The 20081-nt window shown below is 59.3% G+C and carries 12 protein-coding genes, 5 tRNA genes and 1 pseudogene; 11 read left to right on the forward strand and 7 right to left on the reverse strand.

Annotated features, from left to right (window positions below; all coding sequences use genetic code 11):
• Positions 1–164 precede the first annotated feature (164 nt).
• Entirely contained in the window at positions 165–560 is a 396-nt protein-coding gene (gene msrB / locus FS777_RS09130; protein WP_025338187.1) for a peptide-methionine (R)-S-oxide reductase MsrB, read from the forward strand.
• Positions 561–573: 13 nt separating this feature from the next.
• Complete coding sequence (locus tag FS777_RS09135; protein ID WP_058605777.1) at positions 574–1062, forward strand: glutathione peroxidase; 489 nt, start codon at positions 574–576, stop codon at positions 1060–1062.
• Here the strand turns inward: FS777_RS09135 and FS777_RS09140 are convergent.
• Complete coding sequence (locus FS777_RS09140) at positions 1052–3406, reverse strand: response regulator (protein WP_058639820.1); 2355 nt, start codon at positions 3404–3406, stop codon at positions 1052–1054. The two genes, FS777_RS09135 and FS777_RS09140, sit on opposite strands and share 11 nt — an antisense overlap.
• Before the next feature lie 195 nt (positions 3407–3601).
• On the opposite strand from FS777_RS09140, the gene FS777_RS09145 reads away from it, so the two are divergent.
• Entirely contained in the window at positions 3602–4492 is an 891-nt protein-coding gene (locus tag FS777_RS09145; protein WP_078478198.1) for an ATP-binding protein, read from the forward strand.
• Positions 4489–4971 carry a GAF domain-containing protein gene (locus FS777_RS09150; protein WP_058605774.1) on the forward strand — a complete coding sequence of 161 codons (483 nt, stop codon included), beginning with the start codon at positions 4489–4491 and terminating at the stop codon, positions 4969–4971. The genes FS777_RS09145 and FS777_RS09150 overlap by 4 nt, the downstream gene beginning before the upstream one ends.
• 55 nt (positions 4972–5026) lie before the next feature.
• On the opposite strand, the gene FS777_RS09155 is transcribed toward FS777_RS09150, so the two are convergent.
• Positions 5027–5794 carry a hypothetical protein gene (locus FS777_RS09155; protein ID WP_023535381.1) on the reverse strand — a complete coding sequence of 256 codons (768 nt, stop codon included), beginning with the start codon at positions 5792–5794 and terminating at the stop codon, positions 5027–5029.
• 325 nt (positions 5795–6119) lie between these two features.
• On the opposite strand from FS777_RS09155, the gene FS777_RS09160 reads away from it, so the two are divergent.
• The 6 genes and pseudogenes from FS777_RS09160 to FS777_RS21670 form a co-directional block, all read left to right on the forward strand.
• Positions 6120–6195, forward strand: a tRNA-Glu gene (locus FS777_RS09160).
• Positions 6196–6199: 4 nt separating this feature from the next.
• Positions 6200–6275 (forward strand) — tRNA-Gly (locus FS777_RS09165).
• A gap of 92 nt (positions 6276–6367) precedes the next feature.
• A tRNA-Glu gene (locus tag FS777_RS09170) sits at positions 6368–6443 on the forward strand.
• Between the two features lie 2 nt (positions 6444–6445).
• Positions 6446–6521 (forward strand) — tRNA-Gly (locus FS777_RS09175).
• 86 nt (positions 6522–6607) lie between these two features.
• A tRNA-Gly gene (locus FS777_RS09180) sits at positions 6608–6683 on the forward strand.
• 210 nt (positions 6684–6893) lie between these two features.
• Positions 6894–7321, forward strand: a pseudogene (locus FS777_RS21670) (hypothetical protein); the annotation flags it as partial.
• On the opposite strand, the gene FS777_RS21675 reads toward FS777_RS21670, so the two are convergent.
• The 5 genes from FS777_RS21675 to FS777_RS09210 form a co-directional block, all read right to left on the reverse strand.
• On the reverse strand, positions 7248–7541 hold the full coding sequence (locus FS777_RS21675) for a type VI secretion system baseplate subunit TssG (protein WP_058637725.1): 294 nt from the start codon (positions 7539–7541) through the stop codon (positions 7248–7250). The pseudogene FS777_RS21670 and the gene FS777_RS21675 overlap by 74 nt on opposite strands.
• Before the next feature lie 816 nt (positions 7542–8357).
• Entirely contained in the window at positions 8358–9437 is a 1080-nt protein-coding gene (locus FS777_RS09195; RefSeq protein ID WP_058637723.1) for a fimbrial protein, read from the reverse strand.
• Between the two features lie 45 nt (positions 9438–9482).
• The gene (locus FS777_RS09200; RefSeq protein WP_145255201.1) at positions 9483–11936 is read right to left on the reverse strand and encodes a fimbria/pilus outer membrane usher protein; all 2454 of its coding nucleotides are present in this window, start codon (positions 11934–11936) and stop codon (positions 9483–9485) included.
• Positions 11937–12213: 277 nt separating this feature from the next.
• A complete protein-coding gene (locus FS777_RS09205; protein ID WP_145255128.1) occupies positions 12214–17313 on the reverse strand; it encodes an RHS repeat-associated core domain-containing protein in 5100 nt (1699 codons plus the stop codon).
• Between the two features lie 2 nt (positions 17314–17315).
• Positions 17316–17903: a hypothetical protein gene (locus FS777_RS09210; protein WP_145255131.1), complete on the reverse strand. Its 588-nt coding sequence runs from the start codon at positions 17901–17903 to the stop codon at positions 17316–17318.
• Between the two features lie 314 nt (positions 17904–18217).
• Between FS777_RS09210 and FS777_RS09215 the strand changes: the two genes are divergently transcribed.
• Positions 18218–20044: a hypothetical protein gene (locus tag FS777_RS09215; protein WP_058637720.1), complete on the forward strand. Its 1827-nt coding sequence runs from the start codon at positions 18218–18220 to the stop codon at positions 20042–20044.
• Positions 20045–20081 lie beyond the last annotated feature (37 nt).

Raw genomic sequence — 20081 nt, forward strand, 5'->3', positions numbered from 1 at the left:
GGAATCCCGATTGAGAAAACGCGCTATGCCCGGCCGAAAGGTTTGTAAGGGCACAAAGCGGGTGCGAGACTGAACGCCTTGCACACGAAGCCAACTAATATACGTGCCACCCGCGCCCCGGAAAAGACGGCGCAGGGTGAAATTGAGCCTGCCGAGGTAGCCCCATGCAAAAGATCGAGAAAACCCTGGAACAGTGGCGGTCGATGCTCGACCCCGAGCAGTACCAGGTGTGCCGTCTCAAAGGCACTGAACGCCCGTTCAGCGGCAAGTACAACAGCGAGCGCCGCGACGGTATCTATCACTGCATCTGCTGCGGGCTGGCGCTGTTCGATGCCCAGACCAAGTTCGATTCGGGCTGTGGTTGGCCAAGCTTCTACGCCCCCATCGAGGACAGCGCGATGATCGAGATCCGCGACACGTCCCACGGCATGATCCGTACGGAGGTGACCTGTGCCCGCTGCGATGCTCACCTGGGCCACGTGTTTCCCGACGGGCCGCCACCGACCGGGCTGCGCTACTGCATCAACTCGGTGTGCATCGACTTGCGCCCCCGTGACTGACCGGAGCTCGAACATGGCCGCATCGCTGCTGGATATTCCCTGTGTCACCATTACAGGCGAGCACAAGAAGCTGGGCGACTTCCCAGGCAAGGCCGTGCTGGTGGTCAACACCGCCAGCCAGTGCGGTTTCACGCCGCAATACGCCGGGTTGGAACAGCTGTGGCAGAGGTACCGTGATCGGGGGCTGATGGTGCTGGGCTTTCCCTGCAACCAGTTCGGCAAGCAGGAGCCGGGTGAGGCGCGTGATATCGCGCAGTTCTGCCAGCGCAATTTCGGCGTGAGCTTTGCGCTGTTTCGCAAGGTGGAGGTCAACGGCCCAGGTACCCATCCCTTGTTCGCCGAGCTCAAACAGCGGGCGCCCGGCATTCTGGGTAGCCAGAAGATCAAGTGGAATTTCACCAAGTTCCTGCTCGACCCAGTCAGCGGCCAGGTGGTGCGTTATGCGCCGACCACCAAGCCGCAGGCATTGGAGGCGGACATCGAGCGCCTGCTCAGCCGCTGACCGGCACCCAGCGATCGACCACGGCCAGCAGATCCTCGCGCCGGAACGGCTTGGCCAGGTAATCGTCCATGCCGGCCGCCCGGCATCGCTCGCGCTCCTCGGGCATTGCATTGGCGGTGAGTGCGACAACCGGCAGCCCTGGCCAACGGCCGCGCTCACGGATTCGACGGGTGGCCTCGTAGCCATCCATCACCGGCATGTTGCAGTCCATCAGCACCAGGTCGAAGGCCTGCTCCTCGAGCCGCGCCAGGGCTTCGACACCTTGCGTGGCCAATTCGACCTGACACCCCAGCTTTGCCAGCATGCCCTTGGCCACCAGTTGATTGACGGGGTTGTCCTCCACCAGAAGGATGCGTGCCCGGCCTTTGGCTGTAGCGGTGGGCGGGGTTGCCAATGGATGCTCGGCATCGTGTCCTTGCAATACCCGATGCAGCGTCTGGTACAGCGCCCCCCGGGTCAGCGGGCGTGCGAGCTGATGCAGAGGAGCCATGGCCAACGCCTGCTCGCTGGGCAGGAAATTGCCGTAGGCAGTGACGAGCAGAATGGGTATTTGCGAAACCCTGCGCACTTCGGCCAGCGCTTGCACATCGTCAAGGATCAGCAGGTCGGTTGTGCCAGCCACGGTCTCAATGCCGTCGTGACGTGCATACGCCAGGCCCAAGGCCGGTAGCAGGCCAAGCATCAGCTCATGCAGGCCACTGCCCGCTGCGGTCAGTGCAGCCACGCTGGCGTGCAAAGGCTCGGGCGCATCAGCCTTGGCGTAGGCGTTGAGGGGCAGCTCTGCGGTGAAGCGGCTGCCAAAACCGGGCTGGGACCGGATATGCAGATGCCCGTGCATGGCCTTGCACAGGTTACGGGTCAGGGCCAGGCCCAGGCCGGTACCGCCGTACTGGCGCGTGATGCCTGCGCCGGCCTGGGTGAAGGGCTGGAAGATACGCGCTTGCGCATCTTCAGGGATGCCGATGCCGGTATCCCGGACTTCCAGGCGCACGCCGCCGATCATTGGCTCAAGCCTTACGTCCACCCGCCCGAAGCGCGTGAATTTCAAGGCATTGGACAACAGGTTGCCGACGATCTGGCGCACCCGCGTGGGGTCGCCCAACACGCTTGCCGGGAAGTCATGGGCAATCAGGCAGGTCAGTTCGACCCCTTGGGCCACGTTCTGCGACAGCAGGCTGGCGGTGTCCTCGACCAAGGTCGCCATGTCGAAGGGGATGTGTTCGAGCTCAAGCTGGCCTGCATCGAATTTCGACAGATCGAGGATATCGTTGAGCAATTCGACCAGGACTTTGCCGGAATCATGGGCAATGGCCAGCTGCTGGCGCTGCTCGCCCGGCAGTGGGTTGTCCAGCGCCAGGGCGATCATGCCGAGCATCCCGTTCAGAGGCGTGCGAATTTCGTGGCTCATGTTGGCCAGGAACGCCGCCCGTGCATGGGCCATGTCCAGCGCCCGCCGCCGGGCCTGTTCAAGCTCCTGGTTGGTCAGGCTGAGGTTGTCGTTGCTCGCTTTGAGTTCGTCGGTGCGGGCCGCAACGATATTCTCCAGCTCGTTGAGGTACTGGGTGAGCCGATTCTCGGCCGTACGGCGTTGCTCGATCTCGGTGGACATGCTGACGAACTGCTGGTTGGCCACCTTCACCAGCACACCGATTTCATCGTGCTCATGACCGGGCGGGCATTGCAGTCGTCCCTGCATGGGCTTGCGCGCATCGCCGCCGCTCAGCGCACCGATCACCGTGACCAACGGCTTGGTCAGCATCATGTAGAACAGTGCCAGCAACAGGCCTGTCAGCACCAGGCTGCGGGCAAAGCCGTTGAGCAGGGTGAGGCCGGCGCGGTCGAGAAAACGCCGGCCGAAGGGGTAGGTGTCCACGTCCAGGTACAGCGTGCCCAGGTACTCGTCGGGCATGTGGGTGAGAAACAGGGGGTCGCGCAGTTGGCGATGATCGCCGAAGAGAAAGTCGCTGATCGGCCTGTAGCGGTCCTCGAGTCGCGGTCGCTCCACGTCGGCCAGCACCGTCTCGTTGTTGTCGATCAAGCGTGCACGCACGATGGCAGGCGACTCCAGAAGCCCCCGGGTCAACTCCAGTGCCAGTTCCGAGTCGATGTTGTAGGCAATGCGCGAGGCCGGGTTATGGCTGATTTGCAGCAGCGCACGCACTTCACGGTTGATCGAGGCGTCTTCGCTGGCATAATCGATGCCGATCTGGACAAGACTGAGCAATGTTCCCAGGATGAAGCCAACCAGGACTGTCAACCGGGCTTGCTTGTATGACAGGCGATTGGTGAACTTGATATCCATGAGTCCCGAGCCGGTTCCACATTCCTTGCGCTGCGCAAGCATAGCCGATCGATCGCGGCTGCTGGCGGGTCTGTCACATATTCAGCCCTGATCAGGCTGACCAGCCTGGGCTGGCCGTTTCATTGTTCAATAGCCTTGTACGTCATGGCACGGTGCTACGTGCCGTTGCGACTGGATGTGACGGTGCAAGGATAACGGGCCACCCGCCAACCCGAATTCGAATGTGTAGGAGTCTTGATGGACGCCCGCTTGATTGCTTTTCTGGACCGCGCCGAAACGGTGCTGGCCCGTCTCGAACCGCTGCTGCCGGCACCGCGTCCAGAGATCGACTGGTCCGCGACCCTGGCTGCCCGTTGGCAGCGCGACGGCCGCAATGGCTACCTGATGCCGCTGGAGGTCAGCCTGGATATCCGCCTGAGCGACCTGATCGGGGTCGACCAGCAGCGTGACCAGCTTGGCCGCAATACCCATCAGTTCATCAATGGCCTGCCGGCCAATCACGCGTTGCTGTGGGGCTCGCGCGGCACGGGCAAGTCTTCGCTGGTGCGCGCGTTGCTGGCCGAGCACGCCAAGGCGGGGCTGCGCTTGATCGAAATCGAGCGCGACCATTTGGCCGACCTGCCGCGGGTGGTCGAGCAACTGCAGAAATTGCCGCAGCGGTTCATCCTGTTCTGCGACGACCTGTCGTTCGAGGCAGGCGAGGGCGACTACCGAGTGCTCAAGAGCGTACTCGATGGCTCGCTGGAGCAGGCCCCGGACAACGTCCTGTTGTACGCCACGTCCAACCGCCGCCACCTGGTGCCGGAGAAACAGAGCGACAACGAAAACTGGCAGATGGTCGATGGCGAGTTGCATCCCAACGAAGCCGTGGAAGACAAGATCGCCTTGTCCGACCGCTTCGGGTTGTGGCTGTCTTTCTATCCCTTCAGCCAGGAGCACTTCCTCGATGTGGTCGAGCACTGGATCGGCCAGCTCGCGCGCCCGGCCGGGCTGCGCTGGCAGCGTGACGAAGCCCTGGACATACTCGCCGTGCGCTGGGCTACTGGCCGCGGTAATCGTAATGGCCGATGTGCCTATCAGTTCGCCCGCTATTGGGTCGGGCTGCAATTGCTGGAGCAAACCCGATGATCGATCTTAATGCCAGTGGTGCTGGCCTGGACGGCTACGCCCTGCTGGCGGCGCAAGTGCAAGCGCTGTTCGCCGACGAACGTGACTTCACCGCCAACGCCGCGCAGTTCTCGGCCTTCGTCTATCACCAGATCGAGGACCTGAACTGGGCGGGGTTCTACATCAATCGCGATGAACAGCTGGTGCTCGGCCCGTTCCAGGGCCAGGTGGCCTGCGTGCGCATTCCCTTTGGCAAAGGCGTATGCGGCACCGCAGCAGCCACGCGGCAAACCCAGCGGGTAGAGGACGTGCATGCCTTTGCCGGGCACATTGCCTGCGACAGCGCGTCCAACAGCGAGCTGGTGATTCCACTGATCAAGGAGGGCAGGCTGGTGGGCGTGCTGGATCTGGACAGCCCTACGGTTGGGCGTTTCAGTGAAGCCGATCAGGCGGGGCTTGAGCAGCTGGCGGCGATTTTCCTGCAACTGACTGACTGCTGATCGCCGCTGAGCCTGTACCGGCGGCATGCCTGAGCCGCCGGTACGGGCAAGATGTTCAGTCGTACATCGCCTTCTTCTTCCAGGTTTCCTCGTCGTCGGTCTTCAAGCCTTCGGTCAGCTCGTTTTCTTCGTCTTCGGTCGGCGCCAGCTGATCCAGCACTTGGGCGTTCACCCGCGCCAGCAATTTTTCAAGGTACGTCAGCTGCTCTTCATAGACCTTCGGTTCGGGCTGCTTGCGCAGGTATTGCACGCCCCGTTCGAAGGCCAGGCGGGCCTGGCCGGGCTGTTCGTTCTGCAAGGCCTGCTGGCCGAGGTTGTTGAAGAACTCGATATGCAGTAATACCAGGATGTGGCGAATTTCCTTGAGCCAGTGCTTGGCTTCCAGAGCAGGTAAAAAGCCTTCCTGCGCGGCGCGGGTGATCTGGTTGTGCAAGGCTTCGAGCAGAAACCGCACGTCCTTGGCCTTGGCTTCGGTCAGAATCGGGTTGGGTGGGTTGTTGACCGGTATCTGCTCGCCCTTGGCGATCAGCGCTTCTACTTCAGCGATGCGCGCCTTGATGTCGGCATTGTGCTTGTCCAGGGCAAGCTGGCGCTGGTTCACGTTGAGTTCCAGCCGGGTCAGCAGCAATTTCAGCCCAGGGGTCATGTACTGGCCGGGGAAGGTTTCACTGATTTCGCCACAGCGACGCAGGCGATCGGCCAGTTCGATCTTCAATCGAGCGCGCTCAAGCTTGCCGTTCTCGACCACGTTATTGAGGTAGCCAATCAGAATCAGCAGTGCGATACCCGCCACGACGAGCAGGGTGATCAGTAGTGGTGTCACCGTGAATGCCTCATGAAATGGATTGCATCATTGAGTGTAGGGGCGAGGTTGCATAATCCCTGACAGCCTGTGTTCATTATCGGCCGTTTGCCCAGTGGCTGAATGCTGGCACATTTATGCGGCGCTGACGTCAGAAATTCAGCTCGGGCTTCGTATAACCCAGGGGCGAGTTGGGACGGCAGGGCGGGAAGTCATTGATTTAAATAAATTTCTACAAAAGGGTTGACGGCTTATCCATCCCTCCATAGAATGCGCGCCACTTGCAGCGTAAAGCACACAGCAGAACGCAGCAGGAAGTGAAAGCAGGCAGTAATGCCAGCAGCGTGTCCCCTTCGTCTAGTGGCCTAGGACACCGCCCTTTCACGGCGGTAACAGGGGTTCGAGTCCCCTAGGGGACGCCATATTGCGGGAATAGCTCAGTTGGTAGAGCACGACCTTGCCAAGGTCGGGGTCGCGAGTTCGAGTCTCGTTTCCCGCTCCAAGTTCTCCGGCAACGCCCAACGGCGGGGCGGGAAATAAAAATCCAGTCTGAATCGTGAGGTTCAGGTGCTGGTGCACTGAAAAGTGTTGTGTGTCCCCTTCGTCTAGTGGCCTAGGACACCGCCCTTTCACGGCGGTAACAGGGGTTCGAGTCTCCTAGGGGACGCCATTGCGGGAATAGCTCAGTTGGTAGAGCACGACCTTGCCAAGGTCGGGGTCGCGAGTTCGAGTCTCGTTTCCCGCTCCAGTTTGAATACTGTGGCGTTCGCACGGTGCAGTGGTGGTGAAGGCTGTAAAGGCGCTTCACGCCGATTAGCGGTAAAGCTTCAAATTGCGGGAATAGCTCAGTTGGTAGAGCACGACCTTGCCAAGGTCGGGGTCGCGAGTTCGAGTCTCGTTTCCCGCTCCAATTATAGATTTACAGAGTTCCATGGAGGTCTGTAAGTCGTTGAAATCAGACGCTTCGGCGTCTTTTTTCGTTCTAGCCAAAGCCACTCCGATTCATGGGCATTCGGACTTTTTTAGTCCAGAAATTAGTCCATGAACTCCGGACTCCCACCGTGGCGGTTTGTTGCTGGAGCGGAGCGTCGAGCGTCACGTGCATCTAGCCCTGAATTTCATGTTCAGGAGCTTTTGCACGGCACTCTCAGATGCAACCGTCCGCCAGGCCAAGGCCACTGGCAAGGACTACACCCTCGGCGATAGCGATGGCCTCTCACTTGGCGTGAGCGGGGGGGGAGCAAGTCGTGGCACTTCCGCGGTCGTGTGCTCAAGAAGGGCCGGCAGAGCACACTGGAGCAGATCGAGCGTGTTTTCGACAACGACGTGCTGCCGGCGTTGGGTAAGTCTTCGATCTATTCCATCAAGCGGCACGATTCGTTTGATGTATTGGCCAGAATCGAGCGGCGTCGAGCCTACACCGTGGCCGAAAAGGTCAGGACTTGGTTCAAACAGCTGCTTTGCTTCGTCTTGGTCAAGGCGCCAGGGCTGGAGCGCGCATGCGCAACTCCAGGTCATAGGCCCCAACATCGCGAAGCAGAAACGCCACCAGTCGGGCCAGTCTGTGGTAGTTGTCACCGCTGGGCACGAACTCGCGAAACTGCTGTTGGTCCAGCCCCGCGATCACGATGGTGAACTTGCTGTTGCGTGACACGGTGCTGCCGCCCACCAGGAAGTTGTCGTTGAGCGTACAGTTGCGCGAACTCAAGCCATTTCGCTGAGCCTGTGGTATCTGCACGGCGCGTTTCTCGGACTCACGGATCGTCATGTCCTGAAGATCGAAGCAGTGCGCTCAGCACTGAGTACATCGGCGATGGGGAGTGACAGTTTCGGAGAAACTTCGAGTCGCAAGCGTCTTCGGGTTTGGGGGGGAAGGGGAGCGTTGCTCAAGATCATCGCCGTGTACCTGGTAAATCAACTCCAGAAGCTGGAAGTCCGAGTACTGATGGGCCTTTGGCAACATGCAGTCCACAAGCAGCACGGACTTTTTGTCTAATTCATCGCCCACGTCAAATCCTCAGAGAACGGGATGGTTTCTATATGAGGGGTAGATTTGTAGGGATAATTACCGGTTAGTAGGCGTTGATCAAACAGGCGCTATTCGGCAGTTGTCTCCAAAAGAAAACCATGCAATGAAGAAGGACTTCCAGTCGAGGCGCGAAGTGTAAGCAAATGTTTTTAGAAAGTTGGTTATCGCTCTGTCGCGCAGCCCACAGCATTTTCCTGTTCGAAATAAGTCTGGCGCGTGGGGTGTTCAGTCGTGCTGGTTGCTGCCGCTAATTCCGAGCGATGCGGTGGGGAAATGCAGAATTTCGAGTTAAATGTTCGGTTACGGCGGGCTCAGCGGCTAGCGACCCTGACCAAACTCGGAGAACAGTTTGTGCAGTCATTGAACTATGTCGTTCACTCAATAGAGCAACTGCGCGTGGATCGCCAGAAGGCGACGATGATAAGTCCAGCATTGGGTTCGATCTACGAAACGTTTATCGAATTGCTGTGTGAGAGCGTCAAGTTCATCCTGCCCAACGTGCGTTTTTTTCTGGAAAATGGCCCGGCCATGGCAATTCACACCATGGCCTGCCCTTTAGCGGTACTCGATGGTGAAGCTCAGTGCACCTTTGGCCTCGCCAGGGGTAACCGTCGCTTCAGTCTGGTAATACCGTGCGCGAAGATCAAGGCGCACCGTGCCAGGGGCAAGGGCCACCATATCCACGAACTCTTCCAGTTGCACTGGGGTGTTGTCGCTGCGCAGTACCTGGATGCCGAGGCCGCTGGCGGTCGAGTCTGTGGTCAGGCTGAACAATCCAATGCTGCGGTCTATCGAGACGGAGCCGTCTACGCCGTCCAGGCGCATGAAGGCGCGGGCGACGCTGCCGGCCGGATCATCCTCGCAGTCGCTGAGCGCGATAAAGAAGTCCACCGGGGCGGTGGTGCTGCCCGGGCCTGTGAAGTCGGCGATGTCGTGAGTGCCAAGTTGTACCGGGTTTGCACTGACTGCGTCGGCCTTTACTGTGCACTGGGCCTGCTGGACTTGCCCGACCAGGGTAAGCCTTACGGCATCTCCGACATCGCTGACTACACCCCTGACAACCTCTTGATTGAACGAGCTGACGCCAGCTGGAATGGGGCCGGTCTTGATCAGGGCCATGTATTTGATGGTGAGGTTCCTCATCAGCATTGAGGAGGGCTGCATGTTCTGCTGGTTTACACCCACATAAGGAATGGCGCCGACGCCCCCGTCGTCGGCAAGGAACGCGTTGGTGGCCGAACCATTGAGGAAACCGCCCAGTTCCAGGTACAAGCCTACGCCCGGAATGCTGGTTTGCAGCACTTTGCCCGTCACATCTTTACCGTCGACAGGGGGGAAGGTGCCGGGAGCGATAGGTAATGGCGTACCCATATTGGCCGTGAGGGTTAGCGTGCCGTTGTTGTCGCATGCCAATCCAAAGCCGGGGCCCACTACGCCGGTAGTGGTGGTCGAGTAGATCTTGCTACCCACGGGTGCCTCGCGTGCCACCCACTTTACACCAGTCAGCGTATGGGTGAACTGCATGGGGCCTGTGACCGTTGGCCATTCGCAGCCCAGCGCATGGGCCTGGTTCGACATTGCCATTATCGTCGCCGCCGCAGCGATGCCGATGAAATAACGTGATAAAGAGGGCATGGTCGGTTCCTGTTGCAAGCATGCGGCTTCGTCGCACGGACTGAATCATGGGATAGGGCAGCGCAAGGTTTGCAAGTGGTAGCCTTGCTCTTGCGGCATGGTTGACGGGTCGATCTTCAGCAGGCAGCGCTGCTCGGCACGGTCGCCCCAGCTCACTTCCAGGGTTTGGGCCTCGGCACCGGTTGCAACCAGCGCCTGACCGGCCTGGCCCACTACTGCCAGGTGCTGGCCTTGCTGGTCATTAACCTGGGCGCCGAAGGGCAGTGGGCGGCCGTCGTTATGCTGTAGGGTGAGGATCAGGCGGGTAACCTGGCGCGCTTTGAAGGTTGCCAGGGCGACAGCGCCTCGGCGGGGTACGACCTGGGTGGCACCGTTTTCGATTTCCACATCAGGGCCGAGCTGATCGGTTTGCAGGGTTACTTGGTTGACCCGATAGGGGCGCATGTGCGGGGCCAGAATGTAACCATTGCTGTCGGTGCTGCCACCAGGCACGTTATCGACGCCAACACCGGGCACGTCCGGCACGTGCACCAAGGCAGTGGTCTCCCCCAGGTATTGCCCCAGCACGACGCCGCCCGCGTGTGCCAGCACCGCACCACTGGCGTTGACCGAGAGGCTACGGAAATCATCCGCTTCGGTATAGCCGGCACCCAGGTTGACTTTCTGTGTCTGGTAGCCCACCGAGACCGAGGCCGTCTTGTTCTGTTGTTGGTCGTTGGCCAGCGATGCCAGGTAGCTTAGGCGGTTGTCCTGCGAGCCGCCGTTCAAGGTGGCGCGTTCGCTGAAGTGGCCGTTGCTTTCCTGTACATCGAAACTTGCAGTGGTTGAGGTGCCCCAGCCCAGCGGAATGGTGACCCCCAGGCCAACGATGCGGTCACTGCCGCTGGTATCGCTCAGCGACTGCGAGGCATACAGATTGATGCTGACGCGACGGTATTGGGTATTGAACTGGAACTGGTATTGGCGACGCTGGCGGTTGATGTGCCAGTAATCGTCCTGGGACAGGGTCAGGCTCAGTGAGTTGCGGTTGTTGAACGTTTGGTAGATCGAGCCCTCCACGCGGCTGCGACGGTTGCCCTGGTAGCGGCTGGAGGCGTTGCGCTGCTGCACGGCTTCGTCGAATTCGCGATAACCCTCAGTGGAGTAGCGGTAGCCGGCGAAGCGCAGGCTAGTGCCGGTCTGAAAGGCTTTACCGTAGCGTACGGAGTAACTCTGCCCTTGCACCTGGCCGCCTTGTTCGCCCAGGTCGGTACGGGCCTGGGTCACATCCAGCGATACTGCGCCAAGAGGGCCGAAGTCGCGAGCGATGCCAAGGTTGGCAGCATCGTAGTACTCGCTGCCCAGCAGCCCGCCATACAGTGTAGTGCCCCACTTGCCGCCGCGGGCCAGGGTGGCTTGCCACAAGGCCGGGTTGTCGATGCCGTCGGCGCCATCATAACGCCCGGCCACGAGGTTGTAGCGCCACACCCCTTCACGCAGCAGGTTGCTGAGCGTGGAGTAAGGCTGTATGAAGCGGCGCACCTGGCCGTCGGCCTCGGTGAGGACGATTTCAAGGTCACCGCTGCTGCCACCAATGCCCAGATCATTGATTTCGTATGGGCCAGGGGCAACGTAAGTGGTGTAGATCGGGTAGCCGTTCTGCAGCACCTCCAGTTTGGCGCGGGTCTGGGCCACGCCACGGATCACGGGTGCGTAGCTTTGCATCACGTCGGGCAGCATACCCATGTCGGTGGCCAGTTGTACCCCTTTGATGGGCAGGCTGCGAAATACGTCGCCACTGCTGAAGGTTTCACCCAGGGTCAGTGTGCCCCATTGGCCGGGTAGGTCATGCTGGGCGTAGGTGTTGAAGTGCACCCAGTCCTGCCCTTCGCCGTCGTCGCGCCAGCTTTGACTGCTGCGCAGGCGCCAGCCGCCCAGGTTGATGCCACCGTTGAGGTTCAGGTCCTGGCTGCTGTTGGACGTGCCGGCGCGGCCGCTGAAATGCTGTGCGGAGGCCTGATAGCTGACGAATGCGGCATTGATGCCGCTGTCCCAGCGCTCTGGTGCGACGCTGCCGGCCACATCTCGGCGCAGGGCGATCTGTGGAATGGACAGTGCCAACTGCAGTAGGCCGGGGTCCAGGTCGTAGGTGGTATCGGGTACCAGCGCGAGTAGGTCCACGCAGCGCTCGTCGCTGGGCAAGGGCTCGGCCAGGCCCTGTTCGCGCAGGCCCAGCTCGCGCAGCAGGTTGGCGCTCAGGCACGGCTCCAGGCCCTTGCCGTCGCTGCGTGCACGGAAGTCGATTTCGTGCTTGCCTGCCGGGGCCAGGTTGACCATGACTTCAACCTGGTAGCGGCCTGGCGCCAGCGACGCTTGATTGGCCAGCGTGCGCAGGGCGGCCACGCTGGCGTCGCTGGACTGGCCTGGGGTTTGGCGCATGAAGTTGGGATTGAACTGCAGAGGACGTTCTTCTGAAAAAGCAGTATCAGTGAGAAAAAGCAGCAGGCCGCAACCTGCCATGGGTAGAAGCAAGCTTGCAGCAAGGCGAGTCGGCAAATGCCTGTACTGTGCGTTTGTTTGCATACTCAGGCACCGTGGATTTATTAGCTCGAGGGCCTTTTCAATGTGAGGATTGAAGGTTATGGCTTCATCGTTAGAAACATCAGGGGCGGCACGTTACGGTCTTGGATTAATGTTTCATGTAGGAAAAAACCGATAGTTGTGGAGGAAAATCCAGCAAGGCTTGCCGATTACTATCAAAAAGAGCGGTCAGCCTACGCGCTGACCGCCCAGGGTTTTACCGTGGAGGTCTGTAGCTCGATCTGTTGGTAGCTACCCATTTTCCAGTCACTGGATCTCGCTCAAAGCCCAAAATAGAGCCGGGACTGACCTTGTTAGGCGGAGGGGGGGTAAACCGAGTCTCTAACTGGGTGGCACCAATTGAACGGCTAGACGCAGTAGACGCAGTAGACGCAGTAGATGCACTAGACGCTGTAGGCGCGGTACTGCGAATCGATTGTGGAGGCGACATGGAGGTGGCCGCGTCAGAGAGCATCGTAGGGCTGAACTGAGTGCCTGCGTCAACGCCTATACCTGTTGCCACTGTTTGGGTTGAAATATTATTGTTGAATGGCGTTGTCACTTTGCGCCAGAGTCGTCCAGGAGCAGTGCCGAATCTACGCCCGAAGAAAACATCACCTTCTCTGGCGATCACCCGCGGTCCGCTCAGCGAAGCGGCGCTGTCAGTTTGGGTGCCAATACTGGCGGCCTTGCCCGCTCCCTTCGCCGCCAACCTGCTGTAACCTATGATCCCCAACGTACTCAGTGCACTGGCAATCCCAAGCCCGAATGCCCAGTCATTAACCGTTTCGTTCATTGTCACCAGCCCTACCACAGAAACAACTGTGCCAGCCACGTCAATTGCCAGGCTGGCTGCGCCGAGCGAGAACGCCATGGTTAAGCCCACCGGCGGCAACAGCATGAAACTGACCACAGCGAAAACAGCACCCAGCGCTACACCAAGCCAGGATCGCCAGTCGGCCTTGGGCTTGGGTTGTGCAACGGGGGGCACGTACGGGTACTCTGTGCTGTTACGCATGCCGTAATGGCCGCTTGGGTCGTACCAGTTGACTGGGTTGCCGCCGCAGTACACATACGGGTTGATGCCGGCATTTTCTGGTGACGCCGAGTCCGGGCTGTGGAAGCGCATCAGCCCTGGGTTATAGGCGCGGTAGCCGCGCCCCAGCAGCGACCAGCCCAGGGCGCGCTCGCGGACTTCGCCGTTGAAGCCAAGCAGGCCCACCAAGGGGGCGTTGTCCGGTGAGTCGCCATAGGCGCTGTAAGTATTAGCGTGCAGTTCGTCTTTGCTGCATTCACCAATCACGCTGTTCGCCGCGTCGGTCATGAACAAACGGTTGTCTGCTGTGCTGGCAGGGCGTTGTAGCCCCAGGGGGCGCTCGCCTGCATACAGGTACTCGGTGAGCAAGTCGGCGTCGCGTGTACTGGTTAACCGGTAGCCCTGGTAACGGCGCGTCACTTCCGCGGCTTGCTCATGGCGCACACCTATCAGGTCGTTGTGGCCGTCATAGCGGTAGCGGTAGAGGGGTAGCCCATCGCTGGAACGTTGTACTTCCTGCAAGCGACCGCGGTCGTCGTATACCAGCTTGTTGCCCTGCTCATCGTTCAGCAAGTTGCCCTCGGCATCGTGCTCGAAGGCCTGGCTGGCTGGGTAATCTGGCTGCAGCGAGTGCTCTGCCTGTTTCAGGATGAAACCGTCGTAGGTGTAGAAAGCCTCGTCCGATGTGCCATCGGCAAAATCGGTATAGCACTCGGTCAGGTTGTTCAGTTCGTCGTAGACGAAAAACTGATTCTTGATAAACCGCCCAGCCCCGTTTTGTGGCAAGGCAGTGCCTTGGCAGTTGTGCTGCTCCAAGCGGTCGAGCGTATCGTAGTCAAAGGTTTCCAGTAAGAGTTGCTTGCCGTCACGGGTAAGGGTGCGGCTACGTAGCTGGTCATCTTCCTGCCATGTGAGGGCGATGCTTTGGCTGAGGGTGGTGCCATCGTGCCGTGTGAGGGTTTGCTCGCGATTTATTTCCCTACCCAGTTCATCGTAAGTCTGCAGGCACACCAATACCTGGGTGTTGCTCAGGTCTTGGGTGGTGGTTTTCCACAGCCGTCCGAGAGCGTCATACTCGAACTGGGCAACCAGGTCGCCCTGGCAGGTCTTTTCAAGCTGGCCCAGGTCGTTGTAGGTGTGGTCCACCTGAACGCCGTCACTTTCCCGATAACCTAACTGCATTCCCTGAAACGAACTGCGGTAGTCGCAATGGTGGCCGATGGCGCCCTCGCCCACCCATTGGGTTCTCAGCAGGTAGCCTTGATCGGTGTAGGTATAGCTATGCGTGCCTTGGGCGTCGCTGGCCGAGCTGATAGACGAGGTTCTGGGATCGTAATCGAACGTAGCGCTCTTAGCAGTGTTGACGTCGATCTGGCTGGGTTGGGCAGAGCGCGCAGGGCGGTAGTGGTAGGTAAAGGTGCGCTGCGCTGTTGTGCGGGTTTCTACCAGCGAGGTGTTGCGCTTGTAGTTATAGGTTTCCTTTTGTTTGCCGGCCGTCAGGGACTTCAAGCGCTCCAGGCCATCGTAATCCCGTTGCCAGGCAAGGGTGGGTTCAAGGTCTTTACGCCGCTCGACCAGCAGCTGTTCGGCCAACGGGGCGGCACTGTGTAGCGCGAAGCGGCTGAGTACGGCCGACTGGTCGGGCCGTTCGCTACGGGTCACCCGGCCTTCGCTGTCGTAGGTGTATTTTCTGATCCGGCTGACCGGCTTGTCGTTCCGTTTGAAGGTGTGTTCTTCAAGGGTGCAGCGGCCAAGGCCGTCGTAGCTGAAATCCCGGCGGCCAACGATATTGCCTGCGTCGTCCAAGCGGTAGTGAGCTGCCGGTTTGTCGAAGCCATTGCTTTCGGTAACCTGCTGCTGCTGACGCACACCAGGGTTGCCCGGTGTTTCGACCCATTGGGTGACGATGTCGCCAGCTTCGCCGAACGGGGAGAATTCGCTGTGCTGGGTAACGCCGTGGGGCAAGGTGGTCTTGCACAGCTTGCCCCATGCATCGTATTCGAAGGTGGTTTGCAGCGTCAGGGTCTTGTCGTCGAAGTAGTCGAAGGAGGTTTCGTCTTTCAACTGGCCCAATTCATCGTAGTTGCGCTGTGCTACCCGCTCACGCTTGCGTGGTTTCTCATCGCCCGCTGCGGTGTCTGGGTCTTGTGCAACTTCCGCTTCGCGTTCTTCGGTCACCATGCGGCTGCAGCCATCGAAGGTGAGCACGGTGATCACGCCGGTACTGCTGGTGACCGACTGCGTGGCCAGCCCGGCAGCGCCTTCTTCGGGATGGTTCACTAGCCCGTACTCATAGCGCTGCTTGGACTCCTCCATGCCCTGGCCCGGCGCTAGGGTTTCCTCCACCACGCGGGCCAGGGCGTCGTAGCGGCGGCGAATGCTGTTGCCGGTGTCATCTTCTTCGTAAACGTTCTGACCATGTAGGCTAGATACAGCCATGCTGGTGGTCTTTTGCACCAGATCGAAGCCGAGCACGGTTTCATCGGTCCAGTACTCCAGGCCATAGACGTCGTCGACGACCTTGCGGTACCCCCATTCGATACGTGAACTGCGGCTTTCAATGGCCCGGCGCACCGTGTCGGTACTGTCGTCACCATAGCGGGTGGTTACCTGGTAGTCGGGGCGGCCGTGCAGGAAGGCATTGTCAGGCAGGTTCAGGTAGCCCCGTTCCACCTTCAGCAGCAGCTGTTCGCGCTCATCGGGCTGGCTGGGATTGAACACTTGCAGCACTTGTTCTTCACAAGGCGCAAGCCACTGGCTCGCCTGGCCAAGGCTGGCTAGCGCCGGGAAGGCTTTGTAGGTTAGCCGCGTACGTTGCACGGGGGCGTCGTTGGGCATATTGGGCACGGGGTAAACCGTTTTGCATTTCAAATTGCGCACAAAGCCCTGCGGGTCAGGCGGACAGGCCCAGGTGTCTCCGTCTTTTTCGCCTTCCTTGTCATAGTACTCGTAGGTGGTGCGTACACCGGTGGGGGCTTGCTCCTCGGTGACGTTGCCGTAATCGTCGAAGTGGGTGATCGCGGTTTCCAGGTGCAACTTGCTGGCGTCATCACGCAGCTTCCAGCGTTTGGTGATGGTCTTGGGCAATTGGAAGTAGCGCGGCTGATCGTCGAAGCCGATGCCGGGGCGTTCATGGAAAACAGTTTCGGTTTCTTCGATATGGCCATCCTGTTCGAGCGTTTGCTTGGTCATCAGGTGGTAGCGGTTGAACGTCTGTGTCTGCTTGCGTGCGACCTTGCCTGCTTTCCAGTAATGGGCGGTGACGCTGTAGCGGTAGGAGGATTGTGCGCGGTACAGGTTGTCTTCGCCGTCGTCACGCCAGCTGATACCGCTGTTGCTGCCGACAAAGCTGTGTGCCACTTCGATGCTGTTTTCCTCGTCGAAGTGCTCGTAGGTGTAGGTCGTCCTCATCGGTGGCTGATCGGCGCGGGGCTTGACTTCATGGCTGGTCACCCGTGGCCAAGCCCTTTGAGGGTTTGTCCCGGGCAGCAGATGGCCAGGGTCGTCATTCTCCCCGTAGCGGATTTCCTCCACGGTGCCCGAGGGTGCGGATACTTTGGCAAGGCAGGTTAGACCACGGGCGGTGGTGTAGCCGAAGCGCCAGTTGCCGCCCACTTCAGGAGGCAGCTTGACCTCAACCAGTACTCGGTTTTTAAGTTCCAGCATGTAGCGCATGAACGGAAGGCCTTCAGCACCGGCCCCAGGGTGAGCATCAATGGTTACCCTGCCATCGGTGTACTTCAACGCCAGCAGCTGTGCGCCATAGTCATCAACGATTTTTTCCAGCCGGCGGTTTTCTGGGACGTAGCTGAGGGTTATCCCGTGGCCGGAGGGCGCCCTGACTTTGCTGGGCAGCGCAATAGGGTTGAGCACATCGTGCAGGGTCAGTATTTCCACAAGGCCAGACTTGTGCTCCACCCGGTACGAGCCATTTTCGCCGTCGTCGTAAAAGTGAAAGCTATGAATTTTCTTTTCACGCATAGCCGGTTGCGGACCACTGCCGGTGACCTTGTAGCTTTCCCCCGTGTGCAAGGTAAGCATCTGGGTCGCGGGGTCGTATTGGGTCAATGCTAACTGCCAGCCGGTGCCAAAACCCGAGTCTTGTGTGTTGAACGGGCTATACGACAGGCGCAAGGGCAGGTTGGGGCCGGTCAGGTCATTGCCGGCCGGCATTTGCAAGTCGATCGCCAAGTTGTATTGGCCCGTGCGCTGGTCGACCTGGTTTTGTACAAAGCTCTGGAAGTTGGTGGCGTTGCTGTGAGCACCCGCAGAACTGGCCATGTTCAGTTACCCCTCTCGGCAAAGGTGACTACGATACAGGCGAGCTCTCCTTGCTTGATTGGGTCACCTTTGCCGGTCACCCTGAAGCCACGGCTTGGCGCATTGCTATCGATGCCGTTGTTGGTCAGGTAGCCCGGTTTCTCGGGGCTACCAGCGTAGGTCCATAATTTGTCGATGCCTATTTTTTCCAGCGAAGCGTTGGCTCGGCTTGTATCGAGTTCAACCCAGGCGCTGTTGACCTTTTCACAACGCTCGTTATTAGTGAGCAGAAGCGTCGATTTGATCGGTACGTTCCGAATGCGGATGGCATGCGGCGCTATGACGCTACCGTCTACTTCCGCGCACTCTTTTTTGGGCAGCAGTTTCTGGGGTAAGCCGCCAGGTATTGCCGTCAGTTCCAGTCCGCAAGCAGGCTCGGTGTTGTTATCCACTGTCTGGTACAGGGCGAGCATAGGCGTTGGGTCGGCCTGGGGTGAATCTGCGGTGCCAGCACCCAAGGCGGCTGTGCCATACACAAGCACGGGTGCGGCCAACATCAACTGTTTCATGGTCGATGGGATGGCTAGGCGCCAGCAGTTTAATGGTCTCATATTTAGGCTCCCTGTTCGTTCAGGTGACTTGAACAGTTAGAAGAAACGTATTTACGTCGTTGGGTGAATAAGGCGGTGTGTTCGGAGCTTATTGAACTTGTTGGGGTGTGACACCTATTAGAATTAACAGGTGCGCTAAAGGTGCCTGCGTGGGCATCGAGGGGGCATGCAAGTTTTTGAAGGGTTGTCACCTGGTAGATTTATCAGGTGCAAGCGTGCCTTGAGCGGGCGTGCTACCTGTTATTTCTGCCAGTAGCCAGCGATGGGCAGTAGTCTGAAAACTAGGGGCATCTCAACCCGCCTGGAGCCTATCCATGGTGCCTCAACGCCCAGTGAAAAATAGGGGACAACAGTCCCCGCGTAACCCCGCACCTGAAATCCCCGCGCAAAATGCGTTGGGTGAAATTGACCTCAATGAATTAAATGGCCAGCCGTTGAAGTTTCTGATCAAGGATGCGGACTTAAAGTTCGGTCAGTATATCTTCCCCGTCTGGCGAGGTCTCGCCGCAGACGGCACGCCTTTTGATGACCTGGGTGCGCAATGTGAAGTGCCTGTGGACTACGACACTACAAAAACGATGGTGGCCGAGATTTCTAATCGTTTTGTTGAACCCTTTGATGGTGGGTGGGCATTTTTATCATACAAGGTTGATGACCGGGCAGAGAGCACCCCGGATTCACACCGCGTCTTTTGTTACTTGGGTTTGCGCGACCGTGGCGATGTTACCGAAGCCCTGGCGGTTGCGCAGGCGCGAGAGTCGCATGACCGTGTGATTGTCGCAGCAGACCTTGAAACAGAAGGTGTGCGTTTGCTGGCGCCAAGTTACCGGGCCATGCAGGCCGGCGACCGCATCGAACTGGTGGTGCGCAAGTTCAATGCGGCAGGCGACGAGGTAACGCCTCCGGCGAGCGAGTTGTTTGAGGTGACCGAAGCCAATGTGGGCGAACCTTTGCAATGGCAGGTGGCCAAGTCGCATTTCATTCGCGTGCAGGAGGGCAGGGTAGCGTTTCAGTACACCGTCACGCTGGTCGGTAACGGCGAAGAAGTTGTTTCCCCTGTGCAGGAAATGGCAGTAGCCAGGGCTTCGAGCCCCGTTGACCTGTTGCCAGAGGCTAAGCTCGATGGTTTTACGGGGGCGCCGCTTGACCCTGGCAAGTTTCCCGACGGGGTAACTGTGCGTGTGCCGGTAAACCCCGATGTGCAAGCGGGGGACTACTTGCTTCTGCACTGGAAAACACCTCTCAAGACCGAGCCTGAGGTGCAGTTCGCGCGTATGGATGCCAGCAGCCTGGAAAGCGATGAAACCGTGTTCCGAGTTGACGCGGCGTTGCTTGTGCCGGGTGATCACCAAGTGTTCTACCAAATTGCGCGTGCGGGCCATGCGCTGACGTCGCAACGCCTGGATGTCGAGTTCGAAACGGCACGCAACCTTGCTGCGCCAAGCATCGAGCGCGCTAGCGAAGATGGCAGTGGCAAGCAAGTGCTATTGGCGGACAGCGCGATTTTAGGGGCTTACGTCACGGTGCCTGATGTGCCTTTGCGCCCCGGCGAACACCTTGAGGTTCACTGGGACGGTTATGAGCATAACGGCAAGCAGATTACCACCACGCCGGTGGAGGAAGGCGGCCGACGCTTCAAGATTGACCCCAGCGTGGTGGCTGCGAACATGCACCAGCCCGGCGCGGATAACAGCAGGCGTTTTAAAGTGTTCTACCACATCGTCGATGACGAGGGGGGGCGCTCGGCGGCGTCCCAAGCTGTGGACTTGCGTGTTCAGCCGCTGACGTTCGATAACAATATCAAGTGCCTGCAAGCCCAGACCAACGGCGAACTTTGGCGGTCCAAGCTTGTTGCGAACGGTGCAATGCTCGAAGTGTCCGGCGCGTTACTTTGGCCGTTCGCTGCGCCAGACCAACTGTTCACACTGGCCATTCAAGACGGCGTCATATTACGGGATCGAGTGCCGGTGACACCTGTCGAATTTGCTAACAAGCGGATACAGCAATGGTTGAGTGTTGCGGTTTATAACGGCTTGGACGAAGGCAAACAATACACCATCAGCGGAAATGTCAGCTTCGACAAGGGCGACAGTTGGCATAAACTTCTGCCGCTGTTAATCATTCCTAAAAAGTCAAAGTAGACGAAGCCGGCGTCGGCCCAAATCCGTCTGACGGTCG

It is taken from the genome of Pseudomonas sp. DE0157 (assembly GCF_007678615.1).
GTDB classification, from domain to species: domain Bacteria; phylum Pseudomonadota; class Gammaproteobacteria; order Pseudomonadales; family Pseudomonadaceae; genus Aquipseudomonas; species Aquipseudomonas parafulva_B.